Raw genomic sequence first — 25,841 nt, forward strand, 5'->3', positions numbered from 1 at the left:
CCGACAAAATACAACAGGTAATTTTAACATTTTTAAGGCAAAAAAGAGATTAATAAAAGATAGATTTAGAAGACTTTTTTCGATAAAAAGTAAAATTAAAACCTACAACAAAAGAAATTCCATCTCTTTTATAGTTACATTTTATGGTGCATTTCATCGTTAATTTTAGCATTCCTTTACACTTTATCGCAAAATTATTGCAATCATATGATTTTTAAGGCACTACAAATTATTTGAAGCAAATTTGACAAAATCCAAATCTTTATTTGTCATGAAAAACCTAATCGCAGCCTTTTGTTTGATTTGTTTTTACAGCGCTTTCAATACAACCTTTGCGCAAGAAAGTCCAATTTTTGATAGAGCAGAGGATCAGTTGGCTAACACAGATACAATTCCAGATTTTAGATCTAAAGTACATAAGCTAAAATTAACTGGCATCATTTACAAAAACGATGGTGTAACTCCTGCAAAAGATGTTATCCTTTTTATAGAACAACCAGATGAGGATGGTAATTTTGATTTAAGACGTGCTGGTGATCAGCGCTATGTTTTTCACAGAAGTTGGGTAAAAACCGATGCTGATGGTAGATATACTTTCTATACGTTTATACCAGGTAACGACAGACGATATAACCAAATGCAGCAGATATTTCCAATTATCAAGGAAACATCGAAAGAAGCTGTACCGCTAGAATCGTTATTATTTGATGATGATCCTATGTTAACAAAGCGTTGCAGAAAACAATTGGCAAAAAAAGGCAACACAGCTCGGATATTAACTACTAAAAAAGTAGATGGTATTTTAGTTGCCGAAAAAAACATTGTATTACCAGAAAATACTGAACCGATAAAATAATCAACATTATTATTAATTAACCGCAAGAGCCTTGGATTTGTATTCAAGGCTTTTTTTATGGTATTATTCGGCTAATATGTCATCAAAAAATTCATATCTTTAACTATCCCTTAATTAATTCCCTTATTATTTACTCGGTTGTCGCACGGCATTTACCCAAAAAATGGGGTAGGTATTTTTTATGTAAAGAATAGATACATTTAACAAAACATATATTTATGGAAACTATTGAAATTAAGGCAGGTGAGGAGGTTAAACTCAATGTGAAAATTAGCTCTGATGCCAATGCAGGATCTAATGTAAGCCTTAACGATAAGGTTATTAAAAAAAGTATAACCAACAATTTCAGTTTAGATTTAGGTGAAATAGAGCAGTTAGATGAGGGTATATTATCTGTTGTTTCAAATTTCTTTGTTTTAGGCGGAAACATAGATGCTATTATTGAAACTACGCATGTTGTAAACACCTTATCCTCAGACACAACTACAATAGAGATTACTTCAGAAAAAGTTAAGATCAGTCCTGTTTTATTTATGGCTTATATCGTTATTAAATTAAAAAGAATATAGTATGAAAAGGCTAATATATACTACAGTAATAGTAGTTAATTCAATATGTGTGGCACAGAATGTAGATTTAAGCCAATTTACATTATCAAATCCATCAAGCCCAGCATTTGTGCTTGTTGAAGAAACACCAACGGCAATTTACACACCAGACAATTTTAAAGCTTTGGCTCTGCATGCCTTGAATAACTTTGGCGAAAGCTTTTCAATAGAAGCTACGCCGTATTTCTTGATTAACCAAGAGAGTAAAAACCGAACCTACCAAAAGTATGTCGGTGTTATGAAAGATGACTCGGGTGAACTTAAACAAAACCCTTTTAGTGGTTTAAAAACCACAACCATTTCATTGGCTTACGTAGATAAAGAATTTAGTGGATTGCCAAATGAGCGTAAAACCTACTCAATAGGTGCAAGAACCACGTTACTGCGCTTTTATAATAAAGATAAAGTTCATAAAAATACCGTAGCTATGGCTACAGCACTATCTAATATTGTAACACCTCAAAACGTACTTATACAAGGTGAAGAAGCCATTCAGGCTTATTACAATGAAAAGCAAGACGAGATCAATGCGCTCTTAAAGCCTTTTGAAAAAACCATTAAACCCATCTTTAGATTAGATTTTGCCGCAGGCTATAGTACAATGTTTAAGGAAAACTCTATTTCTTCTGGTACAGCCAATAGGATAGGAGCTTGGTTGACTTCAGAAACCAGTCTTATTTTAAATGAAGGTAGTGATGCAAAAACCAATAACTACTTTAATCTGTTTTTAACGGCCAGATATGTTGAAGATGGCTTTAATATTAATACCAATGATGATTATTTTACAACATACTATCGTGATTTTGGCGGCAAGCTAGATTTTGAATTCGGTAAACTTACGTTCGGTTACGAATATATTTCAAGAAGTGGAACGTTCACTAGCGAACGCTCGGTTGGTAATATAATGTATAGCATAAATAAAGACATTAGCATATCTGGTGGTTTTGGTAAGGATTTTTCGGTTACTGATGATAATCTACTGACCATATTTGGTATTCATTGGGGCTTAAACACAGGCAACAGTAAGGTAAAACTATAATTCTTTTCGCTATGGCAGAACATCAATTTCAACCATTAGAACATATAGGACTCTGCTTTAGTGGTGGAGGCTATCGTGCAACGTTTTTTGCCCTTGGTGTTGTATCATACCTAGACCATTTGGTATATAAAGACCAATCCTTACTAAAATCCGTAAAAGCAATGAGCACGGTTAGTGGTGGAACTTTACTGGGAGTAGGCTTAGCAAAAGCAATGCAAAAAGACGATTATGATTTTAAAACATTCTTTAAGTCATTCTATAATACGTTTACACCCAAAAACGATAAACTATTAGAAACAGCGATTGCTAAGCTTGAAAATGATGCCATCTGGAAAGCCAATCCGCATAAAAAGCGATCACTAATTAATGCCTTTGCGCTAACCTATGCCGAAATGCCAATATTTTCTGGTGATTTTGAATATTTCCATAAGAACTCTATAAAAAGGTTAGAGCAGGTTTGCTTTAACGCTACGGACTTTTCGTTCGGATTGACCTATCGCTTTCAAAATCAAGGCTTTTTTGGTAACAGTCCGTTATATAAAGACAATAGAAAGCAAGTAGATGCGCTACGCAACAAGGTGCAGCTAGGCGATGTTATAGCATCGTCCTCATGTTTTCCATTGGGTTTTGAACCGTTGGTTTTTCCTGATGATTATTTTAAAGATCAAAATGCGCAAGACTACAAAAACCTAAAAGGTTTAGACCTCTATATCAAAGGAGTAGGAATTATGGATGGTGGTATTGCCGATAATCAAGGTATTGGGAGCATGATGAAAATCAATGATCGTATGAAAGGCAAATTAGATCTTATTATGGTGAATGATGTAGGCAGCTATAAAATGGAACCTTGGCAACAAGATACTTCGGAAATAGGAAAAACATCTACAGTCCAAAAGGCCGTAAATAAGGTATTGCAATATTTTACAATTAAACCTATGTATTGGATAACCTTAGTCGTAGGTCTCATTATTGTTATCGCTAATTCGTATTTTGAATGTGAAGGTAAAGCCTGGACTGCACTTTATATTGTTGGTGGTATTATTACGGGAATTGGACTCATCATGACTGTTTTAGGGCTTTTAGCAGCAACAATTAAAGGGTTTGCACTCAGTAAACTTAGACATCTCTTTAAAAAAAACATACCTGAACCCTTGTTGGATGATATTCTAACTTTTCAGAAATTGGATATTACCTTGGTACAGCGTATGCTTACTGAGCGAGCAACTTCGGCCATAAAAATGATAAATGATGTATTCTTAAAACAGATGCGTCGTCTCAACTATGATTTATTCTATTCAAAATCTAGCTTAAACCATAAGCGATTAACCACTACGGTGTATAAACTAAACGGACAACAAACGCCTTACACCAAAGGAAAGTATAACGAAGCCATTAAGCCCAAACCTTCAAAAAGTCTAAAAAGGGTTGGTCTTACAGCATCTGAAACACCAACCACTTTATGGTGGGATAAAACCGATGTTGAGAAAAATAGAATGGATACGCTCATTGCTTGTGGTCAATTCACAACCTGCTATGAATTAATGGATTATATACTATCACTTAAAGCAGAAGAGAGTAGTGGTGTCACCGATTTTACTGCGCTCGATAAACTCTATGAGGCTTTAGAAAAGGATTGGAAAACCTTTAACAAAAATCCATTATGGCTTACTGAGCAATTAAAATAAAGATGATATGTCTCTACAACAAACGTTGAGCAACTTCCAACCAATTGTAAACACTTGTGTAATCCGTTTCGTGCTGGTTGTGTGGTGAATTAAACAATAAGGTATCGCCAGCAAAACGCTCTAAGTTGTAACTACGATCATCTATAAGCAAATCACCATGAAGAATAAACTTATGGCCACACATAATGCGATGTTGCCAGGTTATAAAAGGCATATGCTCATCTAACCAATCGCTTTTTTCCTTTAATGAGTTGGGGAATTGGGTGGCAGCCGTGGCTATATAAACATCGTGCTTATTGCAAAGGGCTTCCATAACCTGAATACTATCCTTAATAGGTTTTAGGTCTCTAAAAAATCCTTTTTTGTGTGCATGTTGCCATATACTTTCTTGATGAATCTCTGGGACATTTTGCCAAACTTCGCCAGATTCTATATGGGCTAGAGAGAGTTCTTGGTTGTGTTCTTCGTTGTATAATTCTATGTGCTTACCGTAGGTGTCGGCAAGTACATCGTCCATATCTACAAATATTGTGAGCATGTATCGTTCTTTTTATGCAAAGCAAACTATAATTACAAGGTATGCCAAGCCTTAAGTTTAAACTTTATGATTTTTTAATATATTGGTAAGGCATTGTTGTTTAAATGTTAAGGTTATGGTAAAGTTTGGTATTTCACCAAAAAAATGCGCTGAACCATATTTAAGCCCATACCTTTGCAACGTTTTTAAATAATACGACAACTAAATAATTATGAGTACAGTAAAAGAAAATGATGTGGTAAAAGTTCATTATACAGGAAAACTAAGCAATGGACAAGTTTTTGACAGTTCTTTAGAGCGCGAACCTTTACAAGTAGAGCTTGGTAAAGGTCAATTTATTCCTGGTTTTGAACAAGGGCTTATTGATATGGAAGTAAACGAAAAGAAAACCATTACCATAGATAAACAAGATGCCTACGGTGAGATTAATGATGCTTTATTTCAAATGGTTAAAAAAGAACAATTACCACCAGATTTAAAACCAGAAGTCGGTATGGGTTTGGTAGGATCTAGTGCAGACGGTAAACAACAACAGTTTAGGGTTGCTAAAATTGAAGATGAGCATATCATTGTAGACGCTAACCATCCGTTGGCAGGACAAGATTTAACCTTTGAACTAGAGGTTATAGATATCTTATAAGCTTTATAGTTTATAATAGTTTACAAAACGTTTTACATTTACTGTAGGACGCTTTTATTTTTTGTCTAGTATTGTGAAGCGTGGTTGCTGAATACTTATTTTACATAATGTAAATTATAGGACATTTGCTATTATTTGGTTTTCTATGTGAGTGTACCAATTGTCAGCTATAATGTTATTATGTAAAATATCCCACAATAATCAGTTTTCATAAGTATATGCAGTACTTGGGCATTAAACTAGAAATCGGTCTGCTACGCAGCGTTAATGCAATGTTCCTATAATTAGACGTTATGTAAAATGTCCGCTATCCAAACGCTCATTGCTTTTGTAAAATCAAATTACTATTGTAATTTATTTTAAACACAATCTCCAGCCGCTTGCCAGCCGCACAATAAAAGCTAGTTTTTGATTACTATTTAAAAATCGCGTAAACGACAAAATGTACGTGATAAAAAATTTTAGACGATTCTCGTGGATTGCCACTAGAGCATAAATTTTAAGAATAATAAAATTCTATGCACTTGTTATATTTAGAATTCCAAATTGGCTTTTTTTAGTTTCTAATATCTTTTGTCTTGAAACAAAAGAAACAAAAATTCAAGGATGCATATAATTTTGGAAACAATTAACGGTTCCTTCCACTATATTTTAGGAAACATTTGAACACTCAAGATTGTGTTTCATATTATGTAAAATAGAATTCTTAAGAATGTTTATTGGTAAACCCCTAAAATAAGACCGTTCCACTCACCTATTGTTTTGACCAAAATTTTATGAGGCCAAGAAAATTAAAAACTAAACAAGGAATTTATAGATTCTTTTAAAAAGGAATAAAATCCTCGATTCTTTTTATTTAATATCGAATTTTCATGTTTAATTCTACTATTCTCTGCTGCCAAATGATTCATTATTAGTGATTTATTTGTTTCATCTGCACTACCAAGCAAACCTTGAGAAATAGAGCAATCTTGCTTGCATTCATTGTCAAAATCGAAATCTATATTTCCTGTATTAAAATCCATTTCTTTAGGACCATAATAAATCCCTCTTGGTTTTAAAATCAAAGATAAAAACTGTTGTATTTCCATTCCAGCTAAACTTAAGCTAAAACCAAAAACGTTTTCACCTCTATTAACAAAATGGTTTTTCGGTAGTCCTTTAATATAATTTGGATTATCCAATTCTCCTGATAGTTCTAATGAAGCATCTTCAGGTTTATATTGACCTAAACATTGCATGCAAATTCTATCAGGTCCTATTGTATGAGCCTTCCATCTTGATTGATCTAAATTTGACAAATCTTCCTTTGGATTTGTGTCAATTCCTCCATCAATTACAGGTATTAAATTTGCAAATGACAGACAATCTAAAGTGTATCTTGGTAATGGCATATCTACACAAGAAAATAAAATATCGCAATCTAGAGCTGCCTCTTGTCCTTCTTTTTCAGTAATACTATATGGTACTGCATTAATACTTAAATCTGAAATAAGCTCAGTATTTAAAAGACGCTCTTTCAGAACATCTACTTTATACTTGCCTACATCTACTCTATTTACTGCTAATAATCTATCTAAATTTTTCAATTCAACTAAATCAAAATCTATAAAGGTTAAGTTTTTTACACCAGTCCTTAAAAGAGCTTCAGCAACTATGGAACCAACACTACCTAAACCAACTATTCCTATTTTTAATCTAGAAATTTCTTGTTGTTTTGAATCTCCCCAAGATGAAATTGTGCGTTTAAATTCTTCTCCGAAATCGGATTCTGGTAAAATTTTGTTGCAGAAATATGATTTTAGGGACTTCCCTACTATTCTTACTGATTCACACCAATATCTTTCATAAGTATTTGGAGCTTCCTTAATCCAAAAGCGTGCGCTCCAATAGTTATCAGTTCCTATTGTCATTCCAATCAGTGGTAAACCAGTAACTGCCTTAACCCTTGGTGCTAACATTTTCTCAGCTTCTATATCATCGAAACTCATTCCTTGCCAGCCAGGATATGGATGACTATGAATAAAACAAATTCCTAAATTATTAGCTAATGCATAAGAGGTAACCTTGTCAAAATAGACAGAGTTAAAACTAACATTTCCATGTACATTTCTATCTTCAAACTCAGGTAATATTACTTCATTGATAACACCTGTTTGTCTTGACTTTCCAGTAGATAATTTATAAAATGCAAAACATAAATCTTCTTGACCATCCTCTCTAATGAGGTGTTCAAAAAATATCCTATTGACATTTTCTGTCATTGCTATGCTATATTTCATTCGAAATCTAATAATGTTCTTAAAAAAGCTAAATAATCATCCGCAGTCATACCTGAAGTCCAACCTTTAAATGGACGACTCCAATATTGATATTCAGGTGTAGGTACTTGTCTTGCGTGTATACCACCAAAAGGATGATTCCCTCCGCCTCCAGTTATAGGAAGTAAATGTGGTTTAATATGTGGGCCTGAAGGTGCTAAGAGTGGAAATTGATGACCTTGCAAAGCAATTTCAATTTCTTGTCCTTTAAACCTACCTAACGGAACGATAAACTTGAAGCACACAAAATTATTTGTGTGCATCCAAGTTTCGAGTCCTTTGCTCTGCAACTGACTCATTAACTCTTGATTTCCCATAACTATGAAACAGTTGTAGGTTCAAGTTTGCAAGAACTAAATTTAAGACCATTCTTAATGGCTACTTTATGTTCTCGATCATTTTTGTAACTAATCTCTCTATGTCCGCTAATTTGTTTCAAATAAAAGCCACTAGCATTCTTACCTGATGCAGTTAAAATCTCGTTTGGTGTTAAAAAACACTCATCAACTTCAACTGGTTCATCATCTACATAAATTATTAGCTTTTTATAAGGTTTGGCAAAAAAACCTTCAATTCCAGCCCCTTTTAGATTAATTTCTTCATCTAATTGTACTGGCTCAAAGCCCTTTTCATTAACCTTTATTAATAATTCATAATCTTCTACAGGTAATAAATCAGCTTTTTCTAAAATTTCCTTACCTGTAATAATTGCACTAACAGATTCAAATTTTTGTCTGTTAACTTTAAATATAAATTTTCCCATCTTTTTAATTTTTAATGGATTAACTCATTTCTTAAAAATAGCTTGAGCTTACTATTCAGGTAGCAGTTATACAAGGAATTGTGTAGTTAATTTTAATTTGTACCTTTGTACAACAAAACACGGGAAATGTTAAGATGATAAGTCTTAATTATTGAAGTCCTCGAAAACTTTAAATCCCATTTATATCCAATTTATTGTTACCAGCAATAGATTGGATTTTTGTTTTTTATCGGCTTATATATTTAAATTAAACGCATATTTATAATCAATTAAACTTTTACCATTTTCAAAATTATCTTTCCAAGCATCTTCAAGATGACTTCTCTCAATAATTTCAGTAGTGTTCTTACATTTAAATTCTTGATAAACTATATCTAAAATTTCTAATTCTTTTTCAGTGAATTTTTCAGAATCAAAATCTTTATTACCTAAAAATTTTTTACTGTAGCCCCAATCATTTTCCTTTTTAATTATTTTAATTGCATTTGTACTTTCTATGTAATCGAAAATACTATCATAGTTATTAGGAACTGGACCCATATTAATTGCTCTATATCGTGTACCACTGATAGAAACCGCTTCATGTTTATAATGAAGGAAATCACAATAAAATAAGAGTTTATTTAATTGAGTAACATATGGCTGCATATTTTTAGCAAAGAAAACCACCATTTCAGTCAATTTCTCAATATTAGGTCTTATATATCCTGTAAAATTATCAGGTAACTTATCACCTAACAAATAATTTTCAAAACCGATAGAAAATCTAATTTTCTTCTTCTCATCTATTAACCTATCAATTTTATTAAGAAGTTTGAAACCTTCATCTGTGAAATCACTCTTATCGTCATTGTTAACTTTGAAAACATTACTTAACTTGACTAAAGACTTAAACTGAATAGGATTTTTGGCTAACTGAATCAAATTTGCATTTGATTGATTTGGCACTTCTCCATTTTCATAATTTCTATAACTATTAATGCCAAAACCTAAAATTTCAGACATTTTTGTTGCAGAAACCCCATATTTTGCACGTATTTCCTTGATTTCTTCAGGAAACGGCAAATTATACTTGTCGCGATACTGATTATAAGCTTGTCTCATCTTAATAGTATCAAATTCTGTTGTAGTAAAGTATTGTTTACTATCTGTACAATAAAAACTAGGATAGGTAACATTAAAAGTTTCCTTTCTAAAAGTTAAATCCTCTTTTTTAATTTTAATAGACATTTCTTTACCTGTAAATGGGCTTTTCATAATTACTTAAATTGATATTCCATTGGATACTCTGCTATATGAAAAGAAATACAAATCACACTTGTGTTTTCAATTCCAAGTGTTATTTTGATATAAACTTCCTTTCCTCTCAACGTCCTGCCGAACACCCACATTTCAGAACCTCCATATTGAGTTTCTTCAAGAGGGCCTTCGCAGTAATCATCAATTACTAAATTTTCGAGAATTTTTTTTCTTTCATTAGGCATTAATTCCAAGTCAGCAAGAGTCTGAGAGTTTTTTCCTCTATCGTCGAGGAAAAGAATATCCCAGATACTCATATTTACTTTGAACTCCTTTAAGAAGTTTTTTACTTGTTCTTTTGATGCCATGATATAAATTCACAGTACAAATATAGTAAAAATAATAATAAACAACTTTAAAGTGTTATTAATACTTATTAACAGTTGTGTTTATAACTTTAAAGTGATAATATACAAATATAATGCCATTCCACACACATTTTCTTCCACTCCTCTGCCCTTTCAGAAAAAGAGTGTTCCATTAACTGAGTAAAGAAACATTAGAGAAGAAAAAAATAAAGAAACCTATTATTTAAGATGTGCTTTTAACCAAAGCCCATCTTTACATAACGCAAGTACATTATAGGACATTTTGTAACAATAAGCATAATAGCGATATTTAGCGATATCTGACATAATCATAGTTCTAGAGATACTCAGTGTTCTATAACGTAAATGATTATGTACAAGCTTATTGTGGTTTAAAAATTGATTTCTTATTTGACTATATAAATAATCACGTATCCAAATAAAACCAATCATGTCTGCTTATTGTAAGTGCAACTATAATTTGTTTTAAAATAGACACATCTTCAGGATCTTTCCATTTAAAAAGTATGTAAAATGTCCCAAAAGCTTTAGGGTTAATCTCAAAGTACAAAAGCCATTTTTAATTAGCATTTTCAAGTTGCCCTCTGTAATTTATACTATTGCGATGTGATGAGACAATATTAACATCGGCCGTGTTACTGGGAAAGAAAGTAATAAAAACTTTATAGGTCTCTGTGGTATCTCTATTATCATTAATGGTAAATTGCATGACGTAAGCATCTTTTCGTTTGTGTTTATCTAAACTGAACTCTTGTGGCATCCCAGAGAATTCGATGCCCAAATCCGAATTGTAGCGGTTACTGCTAAGTCGCTGTTCGCCATAAAAAGGCAGATAACCAATAATGCTGTCGTTTTTAAAATCTATAAAGTAACCGTTAACAAATATTCTATCGGCTGTGTTACCTGTATACCGCGTTAAGTTGTTTAGAACTTGGGTTGTGGCATTGGTATTAAACGGTAATACAGTAGTAATATCTATTTTAAAGTTTTTACTACGTATTTTGGTTTCTAAAGCGCTAAGATCTTGGGATCGCTCATTCTCAGTTTTTGACGATTTACAAGATAAAACTACCAAAACTATAAATAAGGTTATGAAACCTAAAAAAGGCTTAATGCTTGTGTAACTCTTCATAATTAACTTAAAAATAGTTATTTAAGCTCTAACCTGCCAGAACATTAACATGCTTTTAGCTACTGTACTTTAATCTGAGTGTCTGGTTGAACTACTTCTGATTTTGGTAGGTTGAAATAAAAGGTGGTACCTCTACCCTCTTCACTCTCGACCCAAATTTTGCCTTTATAAAATTTTATGATTTTTTCTACAATGGATAAGCCAATACCTGAAGATGCTCCTGTACTTTCTAACTTGGTAAATATTTTAAAAATCTTATGAAAATAGTTAGGATTAATACCCACACCGTTATCTTTTACAAAAAACTGAAAGTGTTCTGCGTCTTCTGTATAACTCACCTCTACATAACCTTGTTCTTTATCGCTATATTTTACTGCATTGAGTATTAGGTTTTGAAATACTTGTTTAAATCGCCAAGTATTACCAAAAAGCGTTGGCATGTTGGTATCGATGTTAACTGTTATGTGCTTTGGAATAAGCATGGTTTGTAAAACTTCGTCTAATAATTTATTAAGGTCTACCTTACTGTTTTCGGTATCGATACGGTCTACGGTAGAATAGTCTAAAACGCCCTTAATAAGCAAATCCATCTTTTCAACATTAAACAACACCTGTTGTAAAGGATACCATTGACTTTCCGAAATTTTATCTTTATTATCATCCATAAACCAGCTAACTAGCGTATGGATGTTTATAAGAGGTGCTTTAAGATCGTGAGATACCATATGCGCATATTCACTCAAGGATTTGTTTTGTTGCGACAAATGTTCTAAAAGCTCTTGTTTCTTTACTTCTTGCGCTTTAATCCTTTCTTCGTATTCTTTTCGCTGCCTGAGGTTTACCAACATATTGGCATAGACAAAGAGAATTTCTTTTTCGTGGTCGTTGTATTTATTTAGTTTTTTTACCGAATCGAAACCAATAAAACCAACCAGCTCGTTGTTTTTAAACTTAGGAATGGTAATTAAACTTTTAATCCCTTGAGGTTCTAAAATGGCTCTTAAGCCATACTCACCATCATCTGGTAGTTTACTAACATTATCTACCCAGAAGGCTTCACCTTTTCGATGCGCTTCTAGCCATTGTGGAATATAATCTACAGGAATATCTTTTAGATTATCAATTTCTGGCTTAATTCCTTCAGCACACCACTCGTAAGTATTTGTTGTAGTGTTGTTTACAAAGTCGTACGAAAAGATATAACTACGGTCAGACCCTACAAACTCACCCATTTGCTTAAGCGATTTATGAATAAGTTGATCGATATCAGATATATCGGCATTAATGTAAGTGGTAGATATGCTAATTAATAGTTGTTGAAATCGAAGCTGACGCTCTATGATTTGATCTTTTTTTGGAGGCATTTTTATAGATTTTATTCAATAAAAACAAAGTACTGCATATCCTTTGATTTTAGAAAACAAAAGTTGCGTAAATTATAACGTGTTTTTTAAAGTTTTGAAATTGTTGTACCGTCATTCTGCTTTACCTTTTCCCACAGATAATCTGATGTTAAGCGAAAACTACCTAAATATTCAAAACTACAGCTATCTGGTGCTATAATGGAGAGAAAAGGTTCTTGTTTAGAATTGTTGTAAAGGTGATACGTTTCCCCAATTAGAGGCTCAAAAGTAAATTTAGCATTGGTAACAAGTTCGTTATACTCCATAATCTCAATGAGTGCATCGTATTCTGCTTTTATGGCTTGGTATTTTGCTTTGAGATGTTTATTGGCCTTGTAGATTTGAGAGTTCTTCCATGTACCATTATTTGGCAATGTAATTTGTGGCGCACCTACGCTAGTGGCATAGGGTCTAAACGCAGCGTCATAGCGTTCTTTGTTTTCATCATACACAACCAAATCGGGCCGTTTTTCAATTTTCTTTTTTTTAGTTGCCATAACAATTTTAAGCAAAAATACATATTTTTATCAAGTAAAGATATCTTAATAAATCGCTAAATAATGAATGGTATCAACGTTTACGGAAAGCCATTACAGGTGTGTTGTGCAGATCCTGTAACTGGTTACTTTAGAGATGGCTATTGTCGCACTATGCCGCAAGATACAGGAACTCACGTAGTTTGTGCTGTGATTACAGATAAATTTTTAAACTTTACAAAACGACGTAGTAATGATCTTACCACACCCATTCCGCAATGGAGATTTCCAGGACTAAAAGCTGGAGATAAATGGTGCTTATGTATATCGAGATGGCTCGAGGCAGAAAAAGCTGGTGTAGCACCCAAAATTGATTTAGATGCTACACATATTAAAGCTTTAGAATATACAAGTCTCGATATTTTAGAAAAGTACCGTTTATAATTTAATCAAGGGAACCTTAGTTTACTCAAAATCTATTTGTACAGTGACTGTTCCTTCAATACTCCTTAGATTGTTTTCTATTTGATTTAGACCATCACTACCTAGCTGGCAGCTTCCACCAGGAGGACCTTCACAGCCAGTGCTTAAAATTACAATATGGTACTGACCGCCTACAATTCCTAAATTGTAACCAGGAATATCGTCTGGTACAACTGGTGCACCTCTCGTAGGTATTGCCTCACCGTTTTCCCAAGAAATTGTAAAGTTTAGATTAGGACTTGTTGAGCTCTCATAGGTTAATGTATACAGTGTTGCAGCAGGCTGTGGTGCAAAAACAGCCATGCCATAAACGGCGGCAAAATCGTTTGTAGATGGTGGACGTTCTATATCATACTGCCTAAATATTAAAGGGTCAACTTCAAAAATCATTGGTTGTGGGTCTTGGTCATTTTCTTGGCTGTCATCACTAGAGCAACCTATTGATAATCCTAAAAGAATAAACACTATAAAAAGTTTAAATGGTGGTTTCATTGTCTTTGGTTTTTGTTATTATAATTACAAATCGAACAATCTTTAAAATGTCATCATCTTATTTCAAACATTTCCATTTCATAAAATATTATTAAACTTCTTGGTTACAAACATTTAGTGAATTATATTAAAGAGAACCAAAAAACAGAAGATGATATGACTATTATTTATGAATATGATAATGTTACCGCGAGTGATAGTTTGGAAGCATTTACAAAAGAAAAGCTAACAAAACTCTTTCAGCGCAATGAACTTGTAATAAGAGCAGATGTTTTTTTTAAAACAGAAAACACTACCAGCGACGAAACAGGCATGATTGCAGGCATACGCCTTAGTGCACCTGGACCTCGTTTATTTGCTGAAGCCTCTAAGGCTAATTTTAGAGATGCTGTGAGTGAATGTGTAAAGGAGTTACAGCGTCAGTTAACAAAGCGAAAAGAAACAATGAAAACTTACTAAAAATGACAATAGATAATAAAAAAGGACTAATTAATTGTATTTATGCAGGTGGTACCCAATTTAGTGCACAAATTGAAGCTATTTTAAAAGCTGCTAAAAAGGACACACATGGCATAGACATTACTAAAACCATGCCTTCTGATACCTTGTGGCACGATATGGCGAAACGATTAAATACCTCTTTGCGAACTTTTATAAACATACCAAAGATTGAAGGATATAATGCAGACGCAAATTATTCTGAAGAAAGTTTGGTAAAAATATTAGCCAAACATCCTAAAGCTATGATAGGTACCATTGTTATGGAAGGTGAAACTATAATGCATATAACCAGATATACAGAATTACTTAATTTTTTTAATGTTGATTCTGCAGGACTCGAAAAAACAATGCATACCCAATCACCAACAACGAAGCGGCAAACAGAAAACGAAAGTTTTGTATAATAAAAAAACCTCTGAATCTTCAGAGGTTTTTTTATTCATAAGTCTTAGTAGTCTGTGTACCCTTCCTTACCTGATGTGTAAAATAAATCAGGATTTGGGTCTTTAAGGGTTTTTCTATCTAAAAATTTCTGAACTAAATCTGGATTGCTTATAAAGGGTCTACCAATGTACACCAGGTCGTAACCATTAGATATTACTTTTTCTGCATCATCCACACTGTTAACATCACCACCTGTAATGATGGTATCTTGAAAGTGTAATTTTATAGTACGTTTTATATCTGTTTTAAAATTTGGAGCACCCATACTGCCAGAATGGTCAACGATATGTATATAGGCTATACCTATTTGTCTGAGTTCTGATGCTAGGTAGCTATATAAATCAACTAAATCTTCATAATCGTAATCCACATCATTCATAGCTCCGTAAGGCGATATTCTAATCCCAACTTTGCCTTTACCTATGGCAGCAACTACCTTTTTAGAGAGTTCTAATACAAACCGTGCCCTATTTTTAAAATCGCCACCATAATCATCTTCTCTTATATTAGATTTAGGATTTAAGAACTGATCTAATAAATAACCATTAGCAGCGTGCAACTCTACACCATCTACTCCTGCCCTATTTACCAATGCCTTTGCGCTATCTACAAATTCTTGCTGGGTTTGTATAATGTCTTCTAAACTCATAGCCTTTGGCGTAACGTGCGGTACCATTCCGTTGGTGTCGGTAAACATTTCACCTGCAGCTTTTACCGCACTTGGTGCTAATACTTCACCTGCCTCTGGTAGATTTTCTGCACCAACAATACGTCCGCAATGCATTAATTGGACAAAAAATTTACCGTTTTTAGAATGTACAGCATCCGCTACTTTTTTCCAGCCCTCTATTTGTAAAGGTGAATATGCACCAGGTATTCTGGCGTAGCCGAGACCATTTATAGAAGGTGATGTTCCTTCAGAGATTATTAATCCGGCTGATGCACGTTGCGCATAGTATTCTGCCATAAGATTATTAGGTACATTGTCTAAAGCTCTACAGCGCGTCATTGGTGCCATAACTATTCTGTTATTAAGTGCTAAATCTCCTAATTTGTAAGATTGAAAAATACTCATAAATGCTTATCGTTTTTATATTAAAAATTAAAGTGATAACTTTTTTAAAAGTTACCACTTTTTTTATTATTCATTAATTAAAGTTAAGACTTCTTACTGTCTAATACCGCTATGGGCTGAAGCTGAGGTTTCAGTTGCTTATACAAGCTGAACTGTGGTTTGGTAAGAATGTTTCGCATTTCTAGTGACTCTGCTTTTCGTAGCTTATACAAACGGTCTAGCTTTTCTTCTCCTTCATAGGTTGCGTGAATCTTTTCTTCTCGGATTAAAAATTCTTCCACTTTTCTCTGAAACAAAATAAATTGTTTAGCATCTAATGCCAACTCATCATCATACTTATCGGTTATACTGGTGGCAATAGTTTCTAACGACTCATTATTTTTTTGTAGTATAGGATCTTGAGAAAAACCTAGTATTGAGAATGCTGTAAAGCATAGGATTATTAAAATTCGCATATCTGTAAATGTTTTGGTTTACTTTAATATAGCCAATACTCAGGAGGTCTTAAAATAATTTAAGAGACCTTAACATCATTTATTCGAATTTAACATGGTATTAATATATTATATTTTTAATCGTAAATACCTATTTACCAAACACTTAAATTAATTTATCTGGGATCACTAATCTTCTGGTGGATACCCATGGATTTCTTCAAACTTTTGGTCAAAGTTGTTACGGATATAAGAATTTAATTTCTTTTGGTAGTCGTCTTTTAACCATTTTAGGAAATTGTGCGTACTTTTACTAATGCATTTTGCATAGATTTCGATACGCTGGTTGATATCTTCCTTTAGTAGTTTAGCCAATGCTAAAGCGTCGTAAACATCCTCACTGTTTTCGATACAGATTTTAGCATGATGTTCTATAGAGCGCTCTAAAACCACCTTAGAAGATTCGCCAGCTGTAATGGCATCTTTATAAGTTTGTCTTATATCAAAATAAGTATCTTCAGATTTAGAAAATTCTTCTTTAATCTCATCAGATAAATCGTGCTTAAAATTGGCTTCAATTGCTTCATCATCTTTAATACGGTCAATATACCAATTTGGTGACTTAAAAATTAATTGCCAATCGAGATCAGCTCCCCAAGGTCCAAAACGGTATAAGTTGTTACCAAGGTCTATAACCGTAAACTTTTCTTTATTGTTTAGAATCCTAGAGCCACGACCAATCATTTGGTAGTAAAGGGTTAATGATTTTGTTGCTCTGTTAAGAATAATAGTATCTATTGTTGGTTCATCAAATCCGGTTGTTAAAATACTTACGGATGTTAATATGGCATTTGGTGTTTTGTGAAACCAATCTAAAATTTGTTTACGTTGTTTTTTGGTTGCGGTATTATCTAAGTGCATAATTGGTAGGCCTGCTTCTCTAAATGCGTAATAGACACTAATCGATGTGTTGATGCCATTATTAAAAATAAGGGCTTTTTTGCCTAGTGAATGTTTTTTATAAGCGTCTACTGTCTTTTGGAGCATAGCAGGACTTGTATATAAGTCTTCGGATGATTTTACAGTATAATCGCCATTAGAACCTACCTCTAAAGACGTTAAGCCCATATCATAGGCATAGGTTTCGCAGCGTGCTAAAAACTCATTCTCAATTAAATTTTCAATAGTCTCACCAGTAATTAATTCATCATAATTATCTTTCATTGGCAACTCTTTGTTAGAGCTTAAAGGAGTTGCAGTAACACCTAGGATGAAGGCATTTTCAAAGAACTTAAACAATTTGGTAAATGAATTATAGTGTGCCTCATCAATGATTACCAAACCAACATCCGAAATATCGAGTTTATTATCATTCAGCCTATTATTTAGAGTTTCTACCATAGCCACAAAGCACGAGTATTCGGCTTGGTCATCTAAGTTTGCCTTACTACTTACCACTTTATTGGTTACACCAAAACTAGTTAGCATCTTAGAGGTCTGGTTACAAAGCTCAATACGATGCGTCATTACCAATACTTTTTTATCGTGATTTTTTAAATATTGACGCACCATTTCTGAAAAGATAACCGTTTTTCCACCACCTGTAGGCAGTTGATACAATAAGTGATAATCATCTGGAGCGGTATCAAATTTTTCAAAAATCTGACTTATGGCACCTTGTTGATAATCATATAATTCTTTATCGGTTTTTTTTTCTTGAACAGCTTGTTTTGTTTCAGACATAAAGGGTTTAATATTTTTAAGGAAAGTGCAAATTTACGATACTTTTCTACAATAGCTGTTAATAAATTCTGAAGCCCTACAATTGAAATCTACTAAACAATATTAATTTTATGCGGTCGTTATAAAAAATTGAAAATAAAATTTCTTTTAAATATATGATATATAGACTTTTTTGCATTGGTTTTTTGGTGAGTGCGTGCTTAGGTTTTGCTCAAGAAGATTCTAAAAACAATACTATAAAGTTAAAATTACCGACTACAGACGGAAAAAGCTTCATCTTTAAAGCGGTTGAAATCCCAACAGAAAAAGATACTTCTGTTTACAAAAATACGATAGATATTAAAGCTGAATATTGGGATACTTCGGTGTACAATCCATACGGAAATGTTGTTGCAGAGTTTCCTATTGAGCTTACTTTTACAGATAGCACCTATGCTTCACCTGTATCGCATCCCAAGGTGATTACGTCTCGTTACGGATGGAGACGCGGAAGACCACATAAAGGTATTGATATTGATTTAGTTACAGGCGATTCTGTAGTTGCTGTCCTTAATGGTATTGTTCGTTTTGCAAAATATAGTCATGGTCATGGTAAAACGGTGGTAGTTAGGCACTATAATGGATTAGAAACCACCTACGCTCATCTCTCGCATATTGCAGTTAAAGCTAATGACACGGTACTTAGAGGCCAATTTTTAGGCAAAGGTGGTAATACAGGACGCTCTAGTGGGAGTCATCTACACCTTGTTACCAGCTATCTAGGCCAATATATTCATCCCGATTATTTGTTTAATTTTAATAGTAGCAATGCCATCCGTTCTCAAAATATCTGGATCACCAAAAAATGGACCAGACCTAGCTATCATAGCTCTAAACGTTTATCAAAGCTTACTCTTTTTAAAACACGAGAAGAGGCCTTAGCAAGTATAGAAAAACAACGCAAAATTTATGTTGTGAGAAAAGGTGATACATTATCTCGAATTTCTCAACGTAACCGAACAAGCATTGCTGCCATTTGCAGAACTAACAATATTAAAAAAAATGCAACGCTTAAGATTGGACAAAAGCTAATTTTAGAGCTTTAAAAGCACTTTTATAATTCTTTATTTTACTTATTTTGCGGTTCTAAAATTCAATAAATTTTGAAAGTCTGTATTGCCGAAAAACCAAGTGTTGCAAGAGAAATTGCGAATGTTTTAGGAGCCAAAACCAAACGTGATGGTTACTTTGAAGGCAATGGTTATGCAGTTACCTATACCTTTGGTCATCTTTGTTCGTTATGCGAGCCAAGCGATTATAAACCACATTGGAAAAGTTGGGATTTAAACAATTTACCAATGTTGCCAGAAAAATTTAAAATTAAAGTCTCGGATAATGAGGGTATTAAAAAACAATTTAAAACTGTAAAACATCTTTTTGATAAAGCAGATGTTGTTATAAATTGTGGTGATGCTGGCCAAGAAGGCGAATTGATACAACGTTGGGTTCTCAATAAAACTAAGTATAAAGGTGTTGTAAAACGGCTGTGGATTTCTTCACTTACTACAGAAGCTATAAAGGAAGGTTTTGAGAATCTAAAGCCTGCCGAAAATTACGACAATTTGTATCATGCAGGTTTTTCGAGATCTATCGGAGATTGGCTTCTTGGTATTAATGCTACACGCTTATATACTGTAAAACATGGCGGTTATAAACAAGTACTATCTGTAGGACGTGTGCAAACTCCTACCCTTGCGATGTTAGTTAATCGTTATAAAGAGATAGAAAACTTTGTACCACAACCTTATTGGGAGCTTCAAACTTTATATCGAGACACTTTATTTAGTTACGAAGAAGGTCGTTTTCTAAAAGTAGAAGATGGTGAAAGGTTGGCAAATAAAGTAAAAGACCATGAGTTTGAAATTGTATCTATCACCAAAAAGAAAGGTACAGAATATGCACCTAAACTTTTTGACTTAACAGGGTTACAGGTTTACTGTAATACCAAATTTGGTTTATCCGCAGATGACACTTTAAAAATTGCACAAAAACTTTATGAAAAGAAGGTCGTAACATACCCTAGAGTTGATACAACTTTTTTACCAAGCGACATTTATCCTAAAGTAAAAACTATTTTATCAAAACTAACTGATTATAATCAACTTACAGCACCTTTACTTAATAAAAAGATAAAGAAGTCATCACGCGTTTTTAATGATAAAAAAGTAACCGATCATCATGCCATAATTCCCACAGGAATACAGACTCATTTACAGCATAATGAACAACGTGTTTATGACATCATTACCAAACGATTTATAGCTGTTTTTTATGATGATTGTAAAGTATCTAACACTACAGTTATTGGTAAAGCAGATGATGTTAATTTTAAAACTACAGGCAAAGAAATACTATCTAAAGGCTGGCGTGTTGTATTTGATACTTCGACTTCGCTTAGCAACCAAAAGGATAACATATTACCTGTTTTTACTAAAGGCGAAAAAGGACCACACGAGCCTTCCTTTTTAGAAAAGCAAACTAAACCACCAAAACAGTATACCGAAGCCTCCCTTCTACGCGCTATGGAAACTGCAGGAAAGCAAGTAGATAACGATGAATTAAGAGATTTGATGAAAGAAAATGGTATTGGCAGGCCTTCTACTAGAGCCAATATTATTGAAACACTCTTTAAACGTAAATATATTAAGCGGAATAAAAAGCAAATCTTACCAACCGTTACAGGAATACAATTAATAGATACCATTCAGAATGAATTATTAAAATCCGCTGAACTCACTGGTACTTGGGAAAAACAACTAAAAGATATAGAAAAGGGTAAAATTAGTGCTAATACGTTTATAAAAGGTATGAAACGCATGGTCGATGCCTTAGTCTACGAGGTAAGAAGCGAAAAGGTAGAAACACGTATTTCTGCGATAAATAATAAACCTGTTAAAAAATCTAAATCGAAACCTAAAAAAGAAAAGCTGGTTGGTACTACTTGCCCAAAATGCAAAAATGGGCATATCCTAAAAGGAAAAAGTGCTTATGGCTGCAACCTTTACGGAAAAGGGTGTGATTTTGTTTTACCTTTTAAATATGGTGAGAAAAAAATTTCAGAAAATCAATATGTTAGATTATTAGATAAAGGGTCTACAGTTAATCTTAAAGGCTTCAAAATTAATGGGAAATCTATTGAAGGCTTATTGCGTTTTGATGATGCCTACAAACTTAAGTTAGAACCTAAACTAACTGCAAAACCTAAAATTAAAATTGGTGATTCTTGCCCAAAATGCAAAACCGGCCGTATTCTAAAAGGAAAAACAGCTTTTGGCTGTAGCAATTATAAAACGGGTTGTGATTTTAGGGTTAGTTTTTAAAGTTTATTTAATGTCAGCTCGAGTGATTTTCTATAGAAAATTGTAGCGAGAGCTATTTTAAAAGACTTCTCGATAATATTCCTCATGCTTCGGAATCACTCGAAGTGATGTTTCATTTTGTTATGTTTTGATTATAGGTACATAAAAATCCTCTTCAGAATCGGGACTTCCGTGAATATATTTTTGGCCCATTACCTGAAAATGAGGTCTGCTGTCTATAGAATAGTTAGAATTGGGCAACCATTGCTCCATAATCTTTTGATATGTTGCACCTGCATCGTTACCTTTATGAAGAAACTTAGCATACTTACCAGCTGGTATTGTAAAGATTTCCATTTTATTAGGTATATCTATAGTTTTAGACACTTCTACGCAAGCCCAAATATCAAAAGGAACTTCAAAATTACCAAAAGCAGAATAATCTTGCAATGCCATTAACTCTAGACTAATAGTATTTTTAATGTGATGTTTTCTTGGCATAAACTGTTTCCAAAGTGCTACAATATTTTTAGATTGGTGTTGCAACATCTTACTTTTTTGGCCAATAACTATCTTCTGTTTAATGTCTATGATTGTTGGTTTCATAGCACACAATTGGTGGTGTAATTATACTTTTTTTACTTTAACGGCATTCATGCCACGTTGTCCTTTTTCCAACTCAAAAGTCACTTTGTCGTTTTCTACAACATCATCTATAATGCCACTAATGTGCATAAAATACTTTTCGTTGGTGTCTGCATCTATGACAAAACCATAACCTTTAGAATCATTAAAAAACGAAACTTTACCCTTTCTAACAGGATCAAAATCATCCTCTACATCTTCTTTTTTTGGTATCCCTATTTCAATATTTTTAGCCTTCACTTTTACCTTCATTGAAGGGTCTGGAGGTGTGTCTGTAAGATTACCATTATGATCTACATACGCGATAGGAATGCCGCTGGAGCCATTTTCTTCTTTTTCAAGTTTTCGCGCTTCCATCTTCTTTCGTTTTTCTTCACGTTTTTTCAAGCGCTTTTTTTCTTTTTCGGTTTTACTAAATGTTTGTTGTGATCTACCCATTCATTTTAATTTGTGTTAATATCTGTGTTTGCCCATGAAAATATACAATGCAAACAAGTTAATTAACTTAACAATGAATAGTATTGGAAACCAAAAGGATAACTTAAGAATTAATGTTATTTGTGAGGTGTATCTTCAATAAACTATAACAAAGATACTGTAATAAATATTATTTGACGAAACCTTTATACTTTAATGTACCTTTATTTTCTGAATTTAAAAACAAAAAAGCATTGCCGTTTGATTTTACTTCTAACTTAGCATTGTATGAACCAATTTTGAAAGTAATTGTAATTTCATGACTGCTATCGTTAAATTGTACATTGTAATTAAGCAAGGATCCTTTTAGCGTTGTTGACGGTTTATCAGTTTCTAAAGTTGAAAGCGAACCATTAATATTGGCATTAGTTATGGTAATTGTATTTGCCCCTTCTGAAACCTGATCTCTTTTATCATTGTTAAAAACCCATGATGCTATAAACTTATAGTTTTGAGATTCAACTATTTTTTTGTTGATACTGTACATGGCCTGTACTTTCTGGTCTTTGGTTATAACAGATTGCGAAAAACTTGTAAATGGCAACGCAATTGTAAGCAATAGAGAATATATAATTAATTTTTTCATAATCTTTATTTTGGCTCTAATATAGTGTTAATTCTTTCAATACAATCTCTATAATGGTATTTTGTATCGGTATTTATACCAGTATTAACTGCAGAAGTTAAGATTCGTTTTAAAGTGTTTAGTTCACCTCTAACGATAGATCTTACATCAGATTGGTTAACATTAAAGTACTGATTGCTTCGTTTAGAATCTATTTTTTCTGTCATTAAATACTCCATTCTATCAACATATGCACGTTGCAAATTTCTTCTAAATACTGTAACGTTAGAAGATGATCTGGTTTCTGACCACAATCCGTAACGCAACGCTTTCATCATATCTAAAGCAGAATAGTTATTGTTGTTCATAGCATTGTGGTCTATGAGTCTTCCTAAACGTTCAAAATTCATTAAATTATTTAGATGACGCGTTTGCAATCTTCGAATTCTATCTGTGTACCCGGCAAAATCAATATTTCTTAAAATAGTTTCATCAACTAGCCACTCTGGTGTTTCAAAAGCATTTTGGTGCAACCATTGCATTGCGGATTTCTGATATGCTTTATCCACAGGATTGTAAACCAAACCTTCTTGAGATGGGTTCTTGGTATCTTCCACTACTCCACCAACATGTGTGACTACATGACCAACATAACGGCTCCAAACACCTAAAAGTTCACCATAAAGTTCTTCTAAATCTTCATAATTGTTCGTCTTATCGCTCGTCCAATCAGGTAAGTTTTTAGCAACAATTTTGAGGTTCTTAAGCCCATAAGTACTGGCTTTTATACTATTATTGCCAATATCTTCGGTTTGTGCTGTTGGGTCGAAACGACTGCTTTGTTTTCCGAATTTATAAATAGGATTTCCTGCCTTTTCAATGATCCAAAGGTTTAAAATTTCTTTTTCATCGTCTGCTGATTTAGCCTCTGGAATGTATCGATAACCGTAATTTATGGCATAATCGTCATAAGGTCCTAACTGACGAATAAATCTAATATTTTTGTCGCCTGGCTGTGCAATATAATTGTAGCGTGCATAATCCATAATAGTAGCAGCTATACCATTTTTTTGAGTGAATGTACCATTTCTATAATCTTCTACATCATAGGCATAACTTGCACTCATGTTATGAGGTAGACCCAAGGTGTGTCCAACCTCGTGAGCAATTACCATTTTCATCATTTCGCCTATTTCTTCATCTGGAGTATTTAAAGTTCTTGCAGAAGGATTCGCAGCTCCAGTTTCTAGCATGTAACGGTTTCTGTAGGAACGCAGATGGTTATGATACCATATGATATCACTTTCTATAATTTCGCCGCTTCGAGGATCAGATACACTAGGTCCTGTGGCATTGCGTGTAGTACTAGCCACATAGCGCACCACAGAATAGCGAATATCCTCAGGACTAAACTCAGGATCTTCTTCCCTTGTAGGAGGATCTTTTGCTATAATGGCATTTTTAAATCCTGCTGCTTCAAAAGCTTTTTGCCATAGCTCTATGCCTTCTTTCATGTATTTTCTAAACTTCATTGGTGTGGCAGGATCTAAATAATATACAATTGGTTTAACAGGTTCAACCAATTCACCTCGTTTATAGGCTTCAATATCTTTTGGTATTAATTTCCAACGTCTTATATAAGTTTTTTCATCAGCTTTTAACTGTTCACTACCATAGTCGTATTGGCTTAAAGTAAACCAACCTACTCGCTCATCAAAATAACGAGGCTGCATTGGTTCTTCTGGCAATAAAATCATAGATTGATTCATTTGAACGCTAATAGTTTCCGTTCCGTAATTAGAAGGCGGTTCTGCAGCATTATAGGTAAAATCTTGTATGACTTCAATATTTTCTGGATAACTGCGCATGGCGTTAATAAAGCTTCTAGATTTATCTAAACTTCTTACTTTATATTGTTTTCTAAAGTATGAAGGTAAACCACTTATGGCCTTAACATCTGAGCTATAAAATTTGGTAACATCAACAACTACAGCAGAGGAATCTTTAGAAAAGGCTGCTATATCGAACGCATACAAGGTTGGCTCGTAATTATTGGCACGTACAGATACATGTATTGGCAAACTATCCGCAGCTATTGCACTCGATGATTTTTCTTTAATAAGAATCTTATCTCTAAAACGTTCCCAATTAATCATTCTGGTATTGGTTTTTGTACCTGCATTAACATATCCTCCACCAAGGTTTGCTGGTAACTTAGCCAGTCTACTTACCAAAAGCATATCTGTATTTAAATATTTGGTCGGTATTTCAAAATAATACTTATCATCTACAACATGAATATCAAATAAGCCTTTGTCAGTTACGGCATCTTTTGTGATTACCGTATTGTAGTCTTTTATTTTGCCTGGTTTCTTTTTTGGTGCTTGTGCTTTTGTAGCCACAGCTGGTTGCTTAGTTGAAGTCTTTTTTGAGTTATTTACTGTAGCACACGAAAAACAAAGACTCACAACGAGTGCTAATACCAAAATTTTTTTCATTCTTAATAATTTAGGTTTTTTAGTAGAAACCCTAAAGATAAATAATTGAAACGTAGT

At 33.4% G+C, this 25,841-nt stretch carries 27 protein-coding genes; 10 read left to right on the plus strand and 17 right to left on the minus strand.

The features are described from left to right. Positions 1 to 271: 271 nt before the first annotated feature. The 4 genes from BWZ20_RS01620 (at position 272) to BWZ20_RS01635 (ending at position 4,188) form a co-directional block, all read left to right on the plus strand. The gene (locus BWZ20_RS01620) at positions 272 to 856 is read left to right on the plus strand and encodes a hypothetical protein (RefSeq protein WP_076615357.1); all 585 of its coding nucleotides are present in this window, start codon (positions 272 to 274) and stop codon (positions 854 to 856) included. 218 nt (positions 857 to 1,074) lie between these two features. Next, complete coding sequence (locus BWZ20_RS01625) at positions 1,075 to 1,425, plus strand: hypothetical protein (RefSeq protein ID WP_076615359.1); 351 nt, start codon at positions 1,075 to 1,077, stop codon at positions 1,423 to 1,425. Between the two features lies 1 nt (position 1,426). Beyond that, the gene (locus BWZ20_RS01630) at positions 1,427 to 2,503 is read left to right on the plus strand and encodes a hypothetical protein (protein WP_076615361.1); all 1,077 of its coding nucleotides are present in this window, start codon (positions 1,427 to 1,429) and stop codon (positions 2,501 to 2,503) included. 11 nt (positions 2,504 to 2,514) lie between these two features. After that, entirely contained in the window at positions 2,515 to 4,188 is a 1,674-nt protein-coding gene (locus tag BWZ20_RS01635; RefSeq protein ID WP_076615364.1) for a patatin-like phospholipase family protein, read from the plus strand. Positions 4,189 to 4,201: 13 nt separating this feature from the next. Here BWZ20_RS01635 and BWZ20_RS01640 read toward each other — a convergent pair whose 3' ends face one another. Next, a complete protein-coding gene (locus BWZ20_RS01640) occupies positions 4,202 to 4,726 on the minus strand; it encodes a 5' nucleotidase, NT5C type (RefSeq protein ID WP_076615366.1) in 525 nt (174 codons plus the stop codon). A 211-nt stretch (positions 4,727 to 4,937) separates the two neighbouring features. Between BWZ20_RS01640 and BWZ20_RS01645 the strand changes: the two genes are divergently transcribed. Further along, complete coding sequence (locus BWZ20_RS01645) at positions 4,938 to 5,366, plus strand: peptidylprolyl isomerase (RefSeq protein WP_076615368.1); 429 nt, start codon at positions 4,938 to 4,940, stop codon at positions 5,364 to 5,366. Between the two features lie 791 nt (positions 5,367 to 6,157). On the opposite strand, the gene BWZ20_RS01650 is transcribed toward BWZ20_RS01645, so the two are convergent. From BWZ20_RS01650 to BWZ20_RS01685, 8 genes are all read right to left on the minus strand, one after another. Beyond that, positions 6,158 to 7,648, minus strand: coding sequence for a ThiF family adenylyltransferase (locus BWZ20_RS01650; RefSeq protein ID WP_076615370.1), 1,491 nt, complete (start codon positions 7,646 to 7,648; stop codon positions 6,158 to 6,160). After that, positions 7,645 to 8,004: a hypothetical protein gene (locus BWZ20_RS01655; protein WP_076615372.1), complete on the minus strand. Its 360-nt coding sequence runs from the start codon at positions 8,002 to 8,004 to the stop codon at positions 7,645 to 7,647. The genes BWZ20_RS01650 and BWZ20_RS01655 overlap by 4 nt, the downstream gene beginning before the upstream one ends. Before the next feature lie 2 nt (positions 8,005 to 8,006). Continuing rightward, complete coding sequence (locus tag BWZ20_RS01660) at positions 8,007 to 8,450, minus strand: multiubiquitin domain-containing protein (RefSeq protein ID WP_076615374.1); 444 nt, start codon at positions 8,448 to 8,450, stop codon at positions 8,007 to 8,009. Between the two features lie 234 nt (positions 8,451 to 8,684). After that, complete coding sequence (locus BWZ20_RS01665) at positions 8,685 to 9,707, minus strand: type II TA system antitoxin MqsA family protein (RefSeq protein WP_076615376.1); 1,023 nt, start codon at positions 9,705 to 9,707, stop codon at positions 8,685 to 8,687. Positions 9,708 to 9,709: 2 nt separating this feature from the next. Next, on the minus strand, positions 9,710 to 10,057 hold the full coding sequence (locus BWZ20_RS01670; RefSeq protein ID WP_076615379.1) for a type II toxin-antitoxin system MqsR family toxin: 348 nt from the start codon (positions 10,055 to 10,057) through the stop codon (positions 9,710 to 9,712). A gap of 580 nt (positions 10,058 to 10,637) precedes the next feature. Further along, the gene (locus tag BWZ20_RS01675; protein ID WP_076615381.1) at positions 10,638 to 11,210 is read right to left on the minus strand and encodes a DUF4251 domain-containing protein; all 573 of its coding nucleotides are present in this window, start codon (positions 11,208 to 11,210) and stop codon (positions 10,638 to 10,640) included. Between the two features lie 59 nt (positions 11,211 to 11,269). Further along, entirely contained in the window at positions 11,270 to 12,574 is a 1,305-nt protein-coding gene (locus BWZ20_RS01680; RefSeq protein ID WP_076615383.1) for a GAF domain-containing sensor histidine kinase, read from the minus strand. Between the two features lie 86 nt (positions 12,575 to 12,660). Beyond that, positions 12,661 to 13,110, minus strand: a complete 450-nt coding sequence (locus tag BWZ20_RS01685) for a DUF2452 domain-containing protein (protein WP_076615386.1) — start codon at positions 13,108 to 13,110, stop codon at positions 12,661 to 12,663. Between the two features lie 63 nt (positions 13,111 to 13,173). On the opposite strand from BWZ20_RS01685, the gene BWZ20_RS01690 reads away from it, so the two are divergent. Then, on the plus strand, positions 13,174 to 13,533 hold the full coding sequence (locus BWZ20_RS01690) for a DUF2237 family protein (RefSeq protein WP_076615387.1): 360 nt from the start codon (positions 13,174 to 13,176) through the stop codon (positions 13,531 to 13,533). Positions 13,534 to 13,554: 21 nt separating this feature from the next. Here BWZ20_RS01690 and BWZ20_RS01695 read toward each other — a convergent pair whose 3' ends face one another. Continuing rightward, positions 13,555 to 14,064: a hypothetical protein gene (locus BWZ20_RS01695; RefSeq protein WP_076615390.1), complete on the minus strand. Its 510-nt coding sequence runs from the start codon at positions 14,062 to 14,064 to the stop codon at positions 13,555 to 13,557. 117 nt (positions 14,065 to 14,181) lie between these two features. On the opposite strand from BWZ20_RS01695, the gene hpf reads away from it, so the two are divergent. Beyond that, positions 14,182 to 14,523, plus strand: a complete 342-nt coding sequence (hpf, locus tag BWZ20_RS01700; protein WP_317041687.1) for a ribosome hibernation-promoting factor, HPF/YfiA family — start codon at positions 14,182 to 14,184, stop codon at positions 14,521 to 14,523. Between the two features lie 2 nt (positions 14,524 to 14,525). Next, positions 14,526 to 14,969: an arsenate reductase family protein gene (locus tag BWZ20_RS01705; RefSeq protein WP_076615392.1), complete on the plus strand. Its 444-nt coding sequence runs from the start codon at positions 14,526 to 14,528 to the stop codon at positions 14,967 to 14,969. Between the two features lie 44 nt (positions 14,970 to 15,013). Here BWZ20_RS01705 and BWZ20_RS01710 read toward each other — a convergent pair whose 3' ends face one another. The 3 genes from BWZ20_RS01710 to BWZ20_RS01720 form a co-directional block, all read right to left on the minus strand. Next, positions 15,014 to 16,084, minus strand: coding sequence for an alkene reductase (locus tag BWZ20_RS01710; RefSeq protein WP_076615395.1), 1,071 nt, complete (start codon positions 16,082 to 16,084; stop codon positions 15,014 to 15,016). 83 nt (positions 16,085 to 16,167) lie between these two features. Further along, entirely contained in the window at positions 16,168 to 16,539 is a 372-nt protein-coding gene (locus BWZ20_RS01715) for a hypothetical protein (protein WP_076615397.1), read from the minus strand. A gap of 168 nt (positions 16,540 to 16,707) precedes the next feature. Then, on the minus strand, positions 16,708 to 18,261 hold the full coding sequence (locus BWZ20_RS01720) for a DEAD/DEAH box helicase (RefSeq protein WP_076615400.1): 1,554 nt from the start codon (positions 18,259 to 18,261) through the stop codon (positions 16,708 to 16,710). A 155-nt stretch (positions 18,262 to 18,416) separates the two neighbouring features. On the opposite strand from BWZ20_RS01720, the gene BWZ20_RS01725 reads away from it, so the two are divergent. After that, a complete protein-coding gene (locus BWZ20_RS01725) occupies positions 18,417 to 19,346 on the plus strand; it encodes a M23 family metallopeptidase (RefSeq protein WP_076615403.1) in 930 nt (309 codons plus the stop codon). 57 nt (positions 19,347 to 19,403) lie between these two features. Beyond that, a complete protein-coding gene (locus BWZ20_RS01730) occupies positions 19,404 to 21,620 on the plus strand; it encodes a type IA DNA topoisomerase (RefSeq protein ID WP_076615406.1) in 2,217 nt (738 codons plus the stop codon). Positions 21,621 to 21,740: 120 nt separating this feature from the next. Here BWZ20_RS01730 and BWZ20_RS01735 read toward each other — a convergent pair whose 3' ends face one another. The 4 genes from BWZ20_RS01735 to BWZ20_RS01750 all read right to left on the minus strand — a co-directional run bounded on the left by BWZ20_RS01735 (position 21,741) and on the right by BWZ20_RS01750 (position 25,784). Continuing rightward, entirely contained in the window at positions 21,741 to 22,205 is a 465-nt protein-coding gene (locus BWZ20_RS01735) for a GyrI-like domain-containing protein (protein WP_076615408.1), read from the minus strand. Between the two features lie 21 nt (positions 22,206 to 22,226). Continuing rightward, positions 22,227 to 22,682 carry a cold-shock protein gene (locus tag BWZ20_RS01740; protein ID WP_076615411.1) on the minus strand — a complete coding sequence of 152 codons (456 nt, stop codon included), beginning with the start codon at positions 22,680 to 22,682 and terminating at the stop codon, positions 22,227 to 22,229. Positions 22,683 to 22,851: 169 nt separating this feature from the next. Then, positions 22,852 to 23,307 carry a DUF4251 domain-containing protein gene (locus BWZ20_RS01745; protein ID WP_076615414.1) on the minus strand — a complete coding sequence of 152 codons (456 nt, stop codon included), beginning with the start codon at positions 23,305 to 23,307 and terminating at the stop codon, positions 22,852 to 22,854. A gap of 5 nt (positions 23,308 to 23,312) precedes the next feature. Then, positions 23,313 to 25,784 carry a zinc-dependent metalloprotease gene (locus BWZ20_RS01750; protein ID WP_076615417.1) on the minus strand — a complete coding sequence of 824 codons (2,472 nt, stop codon included), beginning with the start codon at positions 25,782 to 25,784 and terminating at the stop codon, positions 23,313 to 23,315. Between the last annotated feature and the right edge of the window lie 57 nt (positions 25,785 to 25,841).

Origin of the sequence: Winogradskyella sp. J14-2, from assembly GCF_001971725.1 — a bacterium.
GTDB lineage: Bacteria > Bacteroidota > Bacteroidia > Flavobacteriales > Flavobacteriaceae > Winogradskyella.